Raw genomic sequence first — 11,562 nt, 5'->3', positions numbered from 1 at the left:
TGTCCTCGCCCGTGGGTGGCGGAGACGGCGGGAGTTCCTGGCTCACGGACCGCGGGGAGCACCCGGGTCCGCACACAGTGGCGGGACCGCGCCGGAGTCGCACCGGCTTCCTCCGCTGATGCCGTCAGCGGTGTGGCCGAGACGGTCGTCCCGGCTGGTCCGGAGCCTAGCAGCCCGTATGACGACGCCCGGGGCCCCGCCACCCCGCTCACGGGGCGTGGCTCCCCGGTCACTATGCTCGACGACCATGGTGACCACAGGCTCTGCCGTCCCACCCGTCCTCGAGCGTCACTCCGTGCCGGACAAGTGCCCCGGGGCGCTGCGGATGTTCGAGGCGTCGGACGGAAAGATCGCGCGCGTCCGCCTCGCCGGATCACCCATGACGGTCGAGCAGGCCCGCCTGGTCGGCGAGCTTGCTGACGAGCTCGGCGACGGGCACGTGCTCTTCACCACCCGCGCCAACGTTCAGATGCGCGGTCTCGACGAGGCGCAGGCAGGCGAGTTCCCCTCTCGCGTCGAGCCGGCCGGGCTCCTGCCCTCTCGCACCCACGAGCGGACCCGCAACATCGTCGTCAGCCCGATGACCGGCATCGACGGTCGGGCCGACGTCATCCCGGTCGCCCGCGCGCTCGACCAGGCCATCTGTGCCGCACCGGAGCTCGTCGGCCTGGCCGGTCGCTTCCTCGTCGGTCTGGACGACGGCACCGGGGACGTCGCCTCGCTGCCGCTCGACCTCACGGCCCAGGTCCACCACGACCAGCTCGTCCTCGCCCTGGGCTCGGGCCGCGACGAGAACACCTATGCCGTGGGCCCGCTCGCCGACCCGGCCACCGTGGCAGCCACGCTCGCCGACGTCTGCCGCACCTGGCTGGCGGTGCGCGCTGACCACGGCGAGGAGGTCTGGAACGTCGACGACCTCGGCGCCGACGCTCGCGACGACCTGCACGACCGGGTCGGCGGCACGCTGGGGCACGCGGACCACGCGGTGCGGCGTGCCTCGCAGCAGCCGCGGCTCGCAGGTGCCGTCCCTGACGGCGACGGCGGGGTCGCGGTGCTCGCCAAGGCTCCGATGGCCGCGATCTCCACCGCTGGGTGGCGGGCCGCCTGCGACGTGGCCGAGCACGGCGACGGGCAGCTGCGCGTGACGCCGTGGCACGCGATCGTCATACGAGGTGTGCCTGGTCACGAGGCTCCGTCCCTGCTCGCGGCGCTGGCCGGGACCGGGTGGGCCACCGACCCGACCAACCCCTGGCTGGACGTGCACGCGTGCACCGGCCTGCCGCTGTGCGCCCGGTCGCACGCCGACGTGCAGGCCCGCGCTCGCGACCTCGTCGACTCCCTCGGCACCCAGCCGCTGGACGGCCTGCCCGTGATGTGGTCCGGCTGCGCCCGTCAGTGCGGCCACCCCTCCACGCCGCACCACGCGGTCGTCGCGTCCGAGGCCGACGCCTACGAGCTCTTCCTCCACGACGGCTCCCACGCGCCCCAGGACGGACCCAGTCGTGAGAAGGTCTCCTCCGGCCAGGCCATCGCCCTACTGACGACCGCGGGGAGCATCGCGTGACGCACGACTACATCAAGGACGGCGCCGAGATCTATCGCCAGTCCTTCGCCACGATCCGGCGCGAGGCGCGGCTCGACCAGCTGCCCGAGGACGTCGCCTACGTCGCGGTGCGCATGATCCACGCGAGCGGGCAGGTCGACCTGGTGGACGACATCGCCTACTCCCCCAGCGTGATCCAGCGCGCTCGCACCGCGCTGCAGGCCGGCGCGCCGATCCTGTGCGACGCCCAGATGGTGGCGTCCGGGGTGACGCGCACGAGGCTGCCTGCCGACAACGAGGTGCTCTGCCTCCTGAACGACCCGCGGGTCCCGGGGCTCGCCGCCGATCTCGGCACGACGCGCTCGGCCGCCGCGCTCGAGCTGTGGGGCGACCGCCTCGACGGTGCCGTCGTCGCGATCGGCAACGCTCCTACGGCGCTCTTCCACCTGCTGGACCTGGTGGAGCACAGCGCGATTCGCCCCGCCGCGGTCGTCGGCATCCCGGTCGGCTTCATCGGGGCGGCGGAGTCCAAGGAGGCCCTGGCCACCAACACCCTGGGCCTGGACTACCTCGTCGTGCACGGTCGTCGCGGCGGCTCGGCCATCACCTGCGGGGCGCTCAACGCCATCGCGTCCGAGGTCGAGTGATGCCGGCCGACCTCCCATCCGCCCGTGACACCAGCACCGCCAGCCCCGCCAGCCCCGCCGGTCGGCTGATCGGCGTCGGCCTGGGGCCCGGCGACCCGGAGCTGTTGACGCTCAAGGCGGTTCGCGCGATCGAGAGCGCCGACGTCGTCGTCTACCACTCCGCCCGGCACGGCCGGTCGACGGCTCGGCAGATCGCCGACCCCTACCTGCGCGAGGGCGTCGTCGAGGAGCAGCTCGTCTACCCCGTCACGACGGAGGACTGCGACGACTACGACGCCCAGCTGGCCGCCTTCTACGAGCAGTGCCGCGTCCGCCTCGCGTCCCACCTGGACGCCGGGCGGACCGTCGCCGTGCTGTCCCTCGGCGACCCCCTCACCTACAGCTCCTACCAGCACCTGCACCAGCGGCTGGCTGCGGCATACGACACCACCGTCATCCCCGGCGTCACCTCGATCACCGCAGCGGCCGCGGCCGCGGGCGTGCCGCTCGTCGAGGACACCGAGCTGCTGACCGTCATCCCCGGCACGCTCGCGGACGACTCTCTCGCAGCGGCGATCTCGTCGACCGACGCGGCTGTCGTGATGAAGCTCGGCCGCACCTTCGGCCGCGTCCGTGACGCCCTGGAGCGGGCGGGTCGGCTCGACGACGCGATCTACGTCGAGCGCGCGACGATGACCGGCGAGCGGGCCCTGCCCGCGCGGGACGTGAACCCCGCCGAGGTGCCCTACTTCTCGGTGGTCGTGCTGCCGAGCCGTATGCCGAGAACACCCGCCCCCGTGGCCCCCATCGGCGCCCCGGTGCCGCTCGGATCGGTCACCGTCGTCGGCACGGGGCCGGCCGGCGCCGAGTGGCTCACCCCCGAGGCACGCGGAGTCCTGGCCGCCGCAACGGATCTCGTTGGCTACACGACCTACGTCAAGCGAGTTCCCGTGCGGCCGTGGCAGATCCGTCACGAGTCGGACAACAAGGTCGAGTCGGAGCGCGCCGCCTTCGCCCTGGACCTGGCTCGGCGCGGACGGCACGTCGCCGTCGTGTCCTCCGGAGACCCCGGCGTCTTCGCGATGGCGACCGCGGTGCTCGAGGTGGCCTGCGACGAGCCGTATCTCGACGTCCCGGTGCGTGTCTGCGCGGGGATGACGGCGGCCCACGCCGCAGCCGCGCGGGCGGGTGCACCGCTGGGCCACGACTACGCCACCATCTCGCTGTCGGACCGCCTCAAGCCGTGGTCGGTCATCTCGTCGCGCATACGTGCCGCGCTGTCGGCGGACCTCGTCGTCGCGATCTACAACCCCGCGTCCCGGTCGCGGCGCGAGCAGGTCGTGCAGCTCAAGTCCCTCGCCCTCTCGCTGCGCTCCCCCGACACCCCCGTGGTCGTCGCGCGCGACGTCGGAGGACCCACCGAGCGGGTGCGCGTCCTGAGGCTCGAGGACCTGCCCACCGACGAGATCGACATGCGGACCCTGCTGCTCGTGGGCTCGTCGCAGACGCGGATGGTCACGCGTCGGCCCGGCGGCGAGGCGCAGGTCGTGGCCTGGACGCCACGCCGCTACCCGGACTGATCACGCAGTCAGCCCTACCTCCGGGGCGTGGTGCCCAAGAACGCCATGCGCGCCCTGGCCCGGCCGAGGCGGCCGAGGCGGCCAAGGCGGCCGGGGCGGGTCACGGAACCGGTCGGGCGGCCCGTCATACCGGATCGGTGAACTCGACGGGTGTGCCGGTGGCCTCGGCATAGGCGATCTCCCTGCGCGTGGACTCCCCCACGTAGCCGCCGGGGTTGACGACCAGCACCCGGTCAGCCAGGTCGATCTTGCGCAGGTGCAGGGCGTCCAGGGCGGCCTTCTGCTCGTCCGTGACCACCTCGTCGGCCTCTCCGGGCGCGACGACGATGACGCCGGCGAAGGTCAGGTCGCGGTTGGCCGCGCGCATCTCGGTCACGAAGCGGGTGGAGCCGCAGATGCAGACGATCTCAGGTCGGTCAGGCACGGCGTGGTCCTTGGGTCGGGCGGAGCAGACGGCTCGGACGAGCGACTCTACGCGGCGAGGTAGACAGCACGGTCGCGCGCTGGCGGTCGACACGAGCCGCCCGTCGTCGTGGGTGGTGAGGTCTACACCCCCGGGGGGGAGGGGTGGTCTGTCAGTGGTGGCCTCTAGGGTGAGAAGCACCTGAAGACGTCGCCTCACCCGTGCTGCTGCACGCGTCCCTCACGTCTCACGTGGATCCCGTCCGCCGGGCGGGATCCGTCGATCGACGAGGAGGCGACCATGAGTCCTGAGCTCACGGCCGACGCGGTGCCCATCGGGGGCGCTGCCACGGCCGAGCTGGCACCGGAGGTGCACGACGCGTTCCGCGGCTCGTCCTGGGGCGAGCACCCCGTGCCGGGCACGCTGCCGGACATCCTGCACCTGATCCGCCGGATCGAGGGCGGCGACGACCCTGCCGACGCGGTCGATCAGCTCACCCTGCTGGAGCGGATCCGTCACGCGGCCGGAGCGGCCCAGCTGAGGGTCATGCTCGGGCTCGAGGCGACCCGCCGCGCGGAGCAGGGCACGCCCGAGGACCGGACGCCCGCCGGTCTCGCGGCCGAGGTCGGGCTCGCCACGCGTGCCTCGGCCGGATCCGCGTCACGACGCCTCGGCATCGCCCGCAGCCTCCGCCACCACCTGCCGCGGTGCGGGCTGCTGCACGCGGCCGGCCTGATCGACGAGGGCACGGCCGCTCAGGTGGTGACCGCCTTGGCGCCGCTGAGCCGCGCCGACCGCCTGCGTGCTGACCGGGAGCTGGCGGCCGAGCTGCCTGGACTCACCTGGGCCCAGGCGGGCAAGCGCGCTCGCGCGATCGCCTACGCCCTGGACCCGCAGGCCGCCATGCGGGCAGCGGCCAAGGCCGCCGCCGATCGCTACGTCTCCACCCGCCCCGCCCCGGACTGCATGGTGCAGCTCACCGCCCTGCTCCCGGTCAAGGAGGGGGTCGCCGTGCACGCCGCGTTGATCCGGGCGGCTGACGCGCCGCGCGGCGCCGAGGACCAGCGCACGCGGGCCCAAGTCATGGCCGACACCCTCGTCGAGCTGGTGACCGGGCGGTCCACCGACACGATCGACGTCGAGGTGGGCCTGATCATGACCGATCGCACCCTCCTCGACGGCGATGACGACGCCGCCACCGTCCCGGGCTACGGGCCCATCCCCGGTCCACTGGCCCGAGCCCTGGTCCTCGGCGGCCAGACGAGTGAGGGCGAGCAGGCACAGGGCTGTCACGCCGCCAGCGTGTGGCTGCGCCGGCTCTACGCGGATCCCGAGACGGGCGAGCTGGCCTCCATCGACGCGAAGCGTCGGACCTTCACGGGGGTCGTGCGGCGGCTGGTCGTGTGGCGGGACGGGACCTGTCGGGTCCCCTACTGCGACGCGCCCATCCGCCACATCGACCATGCCGAGCCGTACGCCGAGGGCGGTCCAACCAGCGCCGACAACGCGGTCGGCATGTGCGAGGCGCACAACTACGCGATGGAGGCCCCCGGGTTCGCCCGGCACCTCGACCCGGACGGGGCGCTCACCGTGATCACGCCGACGGGCGGACGGCACACCTCCCCACCACGCCGTGCAACCGGTTGAGCGCATCGGCCAAGATCGAGATCGTCGGTCATGATCCCCGACCCAGGTTGTTGGCGCCCGCGTCGTCCGCACGACTACGGTGCGGGCATGCCTGACACCGCCGTCGTTCCCGAGCGCGCCGATCACCGCAGCGACCCTCCGATGCTGGCGGGCGATCGTGCCGGCCTGGACTCCTGGCTCGAGCTCTATCGTGAGACGGTGCTGCTCAAGGTCGCCGGTCTCGACACCGAGCAGCTGGCCCGGCGCTCGGTCCCACCGTCGACCCTCAGCCTGATCGGCGTCATCCGGCACCTGACCGAGGTCGAGGCCTACTGGCTGCGCAAGGTGCTGCTGGACGAGCCAGGGTTCGAGGACCGCTACACCCGGCCCGGGCAGCCTGATGCCGTGTGCGACGGAGCCGCGACCGCGACGGCTGCGGCGGACGTCGCGGCATACGAGCAGGAGCTGGCGATCACCCGCGCCAACGCCGAGGCTTGGTCCGACCTGGACGCCCCGGTCCGCGGTCTCCGGCATGGCAAGCAGGTCAACCTCCGGTGGATCCTGACCCACCTGATCGAGGAGTACGCCCGCCACCTGGGTCACATGGACCTGCTGCGGGAGGCCGTCGACGGTCGGACGGGCTACTGAGCGGGCGCCCGAACGTGGAGGCCGTTGACACGAAGCACGCGCGGAGCGGCCGTTGACACGAAGCGCCCGCGGAGACCTCTGACCGGAAGACGGGACCCCGCGGGAGGGCGGGGCACAATGGCGCCATGAGCGAGCACGAGGAGCACCACCACCATCCAGCGCCGATGGCGCAGACCGCGGAGGACTGGGACGAGCGCTACTCGGGAGAGCAGGTCTGGAGCGGCAACCCCAACGAGGCGCTCGTCGTCGAGAGCAAGGACCTTGCGCCTGGCCGGGTGCTGGACGTGGGGTGCGGGGAGGGCGCGGACGCGGTGTGGCTCGCGCACCAGGGCTGGGAGGTCACGGCGCTGGACATCTCGTCCCGGGCCGTCGAGCGCACCCTCGCAGCCGGACGACAGGCCGGCATGACGATCACCGGGGTCGCCGCGCCCCTGCTCGAGGCCGATCTGGAGCAGGGGTCCTTCGACCTGGTCAGCGCCATGTATCCCGCCCTGATGAAGGTGCCCACCCACGACGCGGAGCAGCGCCTCGCGGAGCTGGTCGCCCCGGGCGGGACCCTCCTCGTGGTGCACCACGGTGACATCGACCGTGAGCTCTCGCTCTCCCACGGCTTCGACCCGGACGAGTACGTCGCCCCGGCGGACGTCGCCGCCGCGCTGGGCGAGGAGTGGGAGGTCGTCGTGCACGAGCAGCGGGATCGCGACGTCGCCCTCGGCGCAGGGTCCCACCACAAGAGCGACATCGTGCTGCGCGCGACACGGCGGGCTCAGGTCGGCTGATGCGGGCGGCGTGGTACGACCGTCCTGGTCCGGCTGCGGAGGTGCTCGTCGTGGGCGAGCTGCGCGACCCCGAGCCCGGGCCGGGCGAGGTGCGCGTGCGGGTCCGCCTGTCCGGGGTCAACCCGGGCGACACCAAGAAGCGACTCGCCTGGACGGGAGCGGCCATGCCGTGTCCCCGTGTCATCCCGCACAGCGACGGATCCGGGGTGGTCGATGCGGTCGGGCCCGGGGTGGACCCGGCCCGGGTCGGACGACGGGTCTGGGTCCACGGCGCCCAGAGCTATCGAGCGAACGGCACGGCCGCGACCTATGTCGTCCTGCCGCAGCACCTGGCCGTGGATCTGCCGGACGAGGTGAGCGACGAGCTCGGCGCCTGCCTGGGCATTCCCGGCATCACGGCCCACCGCAGCGTCTACGGCGACGGACCGGTGGCGGGGCAGGTGGTGCTCGTCCACGGCGTGCTCGGCGCGGTCTCGCGCATCGCCGCGCAGCTGGCGCGTCGAGGGGGCGCCACGGTGATCGGCAGCGTGCGGCGTTCCGCGGACCTGAACGCCGCGCTCGATGTCGTGGACCACGCCGTCGCCCTGGACGACGACCCCGCGTCGGCGATCCGTGCGATCGCACCCGAGGGCGTCGATTGCGTCGTCGAGGTGGCGTTCTCCGCCAACGTCGCGCTGGACGCCGAGGTGCTGCGGCAGGGCGGCGTGGTCGCGGCCTACGGCACCGTCGAGGCGGAACCGCGAATCCCCTTCTGGCCCATGCTGTTCGACAACCTCACGATCCGCCTGCTGGGCAGCGACGACTTCCCGCCCGAGGCCAGGGCCGACGCCGTCCGAGAGCTCACGGCTGCCGCCGCGGCGGGCGCCCTCACCATCCCCGTCGCCCGCCCACTCCCCCTGGAGCGGATCGCCGCGGCTCACGACCTGGTCGATGCCGGGAGCCGCGAGCGGATCCTGGTCGACCTCGGCTGAGCGCCGGAGCCCGCCCCCGCACCTGGGTCAGCCGCGCTCGGACGGCTTGGTGAACGGGAACGCCAGGGTGGCTCGGATGTTCGCGCCCGTCAGCATCATGACGAGCCGGTCCACCCCGATGCCGAGACCGCCGGTCGGCGGCATGGCGTACTCCAGCGCGGTGAGGAAGCCTTCGTCGATCTCCATCGCCTCCGGGTCGCCGGCGGCGGCCTTGTAGGACTGCTCGGTGAGCCGCTGGCGCTGGTCGACCGGATCGACCAGCTCGCTGTAGGCCGTGCCGATCTCGGCTCCGAACGCCACGAGGTCCCACCGCTCGGAGAGGCGGGGGTCGGTGCGGTGCGTCCGGGTGAGCGGCGACGTCTCGAGCGGGAAGTCCGTGTAGAAGGTCGGGAAGGTCGTCTGGCCCTCGACGAGCTCGTCGTACAGCTCCAGCACGACCTCGCCCGAGGTCATGGCCGGCGTGTAGTGCACGCCGTGCCGGTCGGCGACGGCCCGGGCCTCCTCCACCGTGGAGGCCGAGGTCAGGTTGACCCCGGCCGCCCGCGACACGGCCTCGTGCACGCTGATGACGGGCCACTCGCCGTCGAGGCGGATCCGCTCCACGGTGCCGTCGGCGCCGGGACGCACCGCGACCGGCTCGCCGTGGGTGGCGGTGGCGACCTCGATGATCAGCTCGCGCGTGAGCTCGCGCATCGTGTTGTAGTCACCGTGGGCGGCATACGCCTCGACCGACGTGAACTCGGGGTTGTGGGTGGCGTCGGCGCCCTCGTTGCGGAAGTTGCGGTTGAGCTCGAAGATCCGGTCCATGCCGCCGACGCACAGGTGCTTGAGGAACAGCTCGGGGGCGATGCGCAGGTAGAGCTAGGCGTTGTAGGCATTGACGTGCGTGCGGAAGGGGCGCGCGCTGGCGCCGCCGTGGACGGCCTGCAGCATCGGTGTCTCCACCTCCATGTAGCCGCGCTGAGCGAAGCCGTGGCGGATGGCCGCCACGGCGCGCGAGCGGGCCGGGAGCATGGCGGAGGACTCGGCGTTGACGATGAGGTCGAGATAGCGCTGCCGGGCACGGGCCTCGGGGTTGGTGAACCCGGTGCGGGCGTCCGGGATGGGGCGCAGGCACTTGGAGGCCATGACCCACGACGACACGAGGATCGAGGCCTCGCCGTTGCGGCTGCGGCCGGGGCGCCCGGTGAGCGAGACGTGGTCCCCGATGTCGACCGTGCGCCGCCACAGCGGCACGTCCGGCCCGTTGTCGGCGTCCCGCTCGAGGACGCCCTGGATCCGGGCCCCGTGCTCCTCAAGGATGCAGAACAGCACACCACCGAGGTCTCGTATGGCGCGCACCCGGCCCGTCACGGAGACCACGCCGGGAGAGCCCGCGGCATCCACGAGGGTGAGGGCGTCGGCGACGCTGCACGTCCGGGGCACCCGACGGGATAGGGCTCCATCCCGGCCTCGCGCAGCGTGGTCAGCTTGTCGAGCCGGACCTGCTGCTGCTCGCCGATGCGCCGCGTGGGACGGGGCGGGGTGAGCAGGTCGCGGTCCTGGTCGAGGATCAGGTCCGCGAGCGGTCGGGGCTCTCCCCCGTCGACGACGGTGAGGTCCTCGCCGGTCCGGTCGGGGGTGACGACGCGGCCGGGCAGGAAGCCCTCGGCGGCACCGGCTGCCAGGCCGATCTGCGGCAGGACCCCCACGGTCTCGAAGCACACGAAGCGCGGCTCCCAGCGCGGGAGGTACTTCGCGTTCGCCTCGTAGAGGGACTCGAGCTGCCAGAACCGGCTGGCGACCATGAGGATGCGGTCGGCGATCCGCACGCCGATGCCTGCCCCGACCTTGTCGGCGCCGGAGAACACCGACCGGAACATCGCGAAGTTCAGCGAGACGTGCCGGACCCCGAGGTCCGGTGCGGCCTCGACGAGAGCGGCGACCATGGCCTCGTTGACGCCGTTGGGTGCGGCCGGCGACCGGCGCATGAGGTCGAGGGAGAGCCCGCGGGTCCCCCACGGCACGAAGGACTGCACGGCGCAGATCGCCCCGTCCTTGGCACGCACGATGACGGCCACGCAGCGGCCGTCGGCCCGGTCGCCGAGGCGGTTGAGCGCCATCGAGAAGCCACGGTCGGGCTCGTCCCCGCGCCACTGCTCCGCGAGGCGGACGATCTCGTCGAGGGTGCTGGCGGGCAGGTCCGCGTGCCGCTCGACCGTGATGTCGCAGTCGGCGGCGCGCACGCGGGCCACGGCCCGCTTGACCGGCCGCATGGCCCGCCCCTCGAGGGTGAACCGGTCGACGTCGACGACGGCCTCGTCGCCCAGGTTGCGGGCGCGCAGACCGGCAGCGACGTATGCCGTGGCCCCGTGCTCGGACGCCGACAGGACGCCGGGGTGCCAGGCGTGCAGCCGCGCGTGCTCGAGCCAGGCGTTGATCGCCTTGGGCCAGTCCTCGCTCGGCCCGATGGGGTCGCCGGAGGCCAGGCACACGGGGCCGACCACGCGATAGGCGATGGCGGCGGACCCGTCGGGTGCGAAGACGAGGGACTTGTCACGCCGCGTCGCGAAGTACGCCAGGGAGTCCTGCTCGCCGTTGCTGGCCAGCAGCGCGCGCAGGCGCAGCTCCTCCGCAGCGGTCATCAGCTCCGCGCGCCGCGCGGAGTGGATGAAGCGCCAGATCGCGAGCAGCAGGACACCCGCTGCGAGGACGCCGGCCAGGGTGCCCAGCCACGGGGACGCCTCGTGAGCGCCGGCCTGGGGCCCGAACGGCAGCGACAGGCCCAGCGTGCGCTGGAGGGACCACCACAGCCGCTCACCGGGCCCCGCGAGCGTCCCGGACGCCAGCCAGGACAAGCCGAACGTCAGCGCCAGCACCGCGAGCAGGCCACCGACCAGGGTGAGCAGCGCCTCGCGGAGCGACCCCGCAGGACGCTGCGCGGGGAAGGCGGCACGGCGACGAAGGAAGAGAATGAAGATCACGGTGGTGGCGATCGTGCTGATGACATACCCGCTCAACCCAACGGTGGGCGGGATGTCGCCCCACAGCTCGGCGTCGTTCATCAGCTCGTCGAAGTCGGAGAACACGAACGCCAGCCCGGACAGGAAGGTCAGCGCCGCCAGCCCCTGGAACAGCACGACGATCCACCAGGCCACCCGCAGCCGCCGGTGCAGCGCCTCGCCGACGATGAGCAGCAGCGCCGCGACGAACAGGTTGGGCGACGTGGGGACGGCGATCAGCGAGAACGCCTCGTCCACCCACATCGGCCAGCTGAATCCCTGCAGGAGGATCGAGAGCGCCGACCAGACGGCTCCCCAGGTCACCACGTCCCCGGCGATCTTGGGCAGCCGGCTCGTCGTCCCCAAGCCCCCCCGATTACTCTGCGTCATGTGGGACACCTTAGG

General features: G+C 72.9%; 9 protein-coding genes, 1 pseudogene and 1 riboswitch. Of the genes and pseudogenes, 7 read left to right on the top strand and 3 right to left on the bottom strand.

The window, feature by feature from the left end:
• Window positions 1–31: 31 nt before the first annotated feature.
• Window positions 32–113, bottom strand: a riboswitch (cobalamin riboswitch).
• A gap of 182 nt (window positions 114–295) precedes the next feature.
• The 3 genes from K313_RS19475 to cobJ are packed head-to-tail and all read left to right on the top strand — an operon-like array spanning window position 296 to window position 3,749.
• On the top strand, window positions 296–1,564 hold the full coding sequence (locus K313_RS19475) for a nitrite/sulfite reductase (protein ID WP_169516797.1): 1,269 nt from the start codon (window positions 296–298) through the stop codon (window positions 1,562–1,564).
• Window positions 1,561–2,190, top strand: coding sequence for a precorrin-8X methylmutase (locus tag K313_RS0100330; RefSeq protein ID WP_029209955.1), 630 nt, complete (start codon window positions 1,561–1,563; stop codon window positions 2,188–2,190). The genes K313_RS19475 and K313_RS0100330 overlap by 4 nt, the downstream gene beginning before the upstream one ends.
• The gene (gene cobJ / locus K313_RS0100325) at window positions 2,190–3,749 is read left to right on the top strand and encodes a precorrin-3B C(17)-methyltransferase (protein WP_029209954.1); all 1,560 of its coding nucleotides are present in this window, start codon (window positions 2,190–2,192) and stop codon (window positions 3,747–3,749) included. The genes K313_RS0100330 and cobJ overlap by 1 nt, the downstream gene beginning before the upstream one ends.
• Window positions 3,750–3,873: 124 nt before the next feature.
• Here the strand turns inward: cobJ and K313_RS0100320 are convergent, their stop codons facing one another.
• On the bottom strand, window positions 3,874–4,173 hold the full coding sequence (locus K313_RS0100320; protein WP_019286999.1) for a hypothetical protein: 300 nt from the start codon (window positions 4,171–4,173) through the stop codon (window positions 3,874–3,876).
• Window positions 4,174–4,452: 279 nt separating this feature from the next.
• Between K313_RS0100320 and K313_RS19470 the strand changes: the two genes are divergently transcribed.
• The 4 genes from K313_RS19470 to K313_RS0100295 all read left to right on the top strand — a co-directional run bounded on the left by K313_RS19470 (window position 4,453) and on the right by K313_RS0100295 (window position 8,176).
• A complete protein-coding gene (locus K313_RS19470) occupies window positions 4,453–5,799 on the top strand; it encodes a DUF222 domain-containing protein (protein WP_019286998.1) in 1,347 nt (448 codons plus the stop codon).
• A gap of 87 nt (window positions 5,800–5,886) precedes the next feature.
• The gene (locus K313_RS0100305) at window positions 5,887–6,426 is read left to right on the top strand and encodes a DinB family protein (RefSeq protein WP_029210102.1); all 540 of its coding nucleotides are present in this window, start codon (window positions 5,887–5,889) and stop codon (window positions 6,424–6,426) included.
• Window positions 6,427–6,551: 125 nt separating this feature from the next.
• The gene (locus K313_RS0100300; protein ID WP_084412277.1) at window positions 6,552–7,205 is read left to right on the top strand and encodes a class I SAM-dependent methyltransferase; all 654 of its coding nucleotides are present in this window, start codon (window positions 6,552–6,554) and stop codon (window positions 7,203–7,205) included.
• Window positions 7,205–8,176 carry an NADPH:quinone reductase gene (locus K313_RS0100295; protein WP_029209952.1) on the top strand — a complete coding sequence of 324 codons (972 nt, stop codon included), beginning with the start codon at window positions 7,205–7,207 and terminating at the stop codon, window positions 8,174–8,176. Before K313_RS0100300 ends, K313_RS0100295 begins: the two co-directional genes overlap by 1 nt.
• Window positions 8,177–8,203: 27 nt before the next feature.
• On the opposite strand, the pseudogene K313_RS24345 reads toward K313_RS0100295, so the two are convergent.
• Both K313_RS24345 and K313_RS24340 read right to left on the bottom strand, forming a co-directional pair.
• Window positions 8,204–9,490, bottom strand: a pseudogene (locus K313_RS24345) (lysine--tRNA ligase).
• A gap of 35 nt (window positions 9,491–9,525) precedes the next feature.
• Window positions 9,526–11,547, bottom strand: a complete 2,022-nt coding sequence (locus K313_RS24340) for a phosphatidylglycerol lysyltransferase domain-containing protein (protein ID WP_240483906.1) — start codon at window positions 11,545–11,547, stop codon at window positions 9,526–9,528.
• Window positions 11,548–11,562: the final 15 nt, after the last annotated feature.

It is taken from the genome of Arsenicicoccus bolidensis DSM 15745, assembly GCF_000426385.1.
GTDB classification, from domain to species: Bacteria; Actinomycetota; Actinomycetes; order Actinomycetales; family Dermatophilaceae; genus Arsenicicoccus; species Arsenicicoccus bolidensis.
This window is presented reverse-complemented; position numbering and strand designations above follow the sequence as displayed.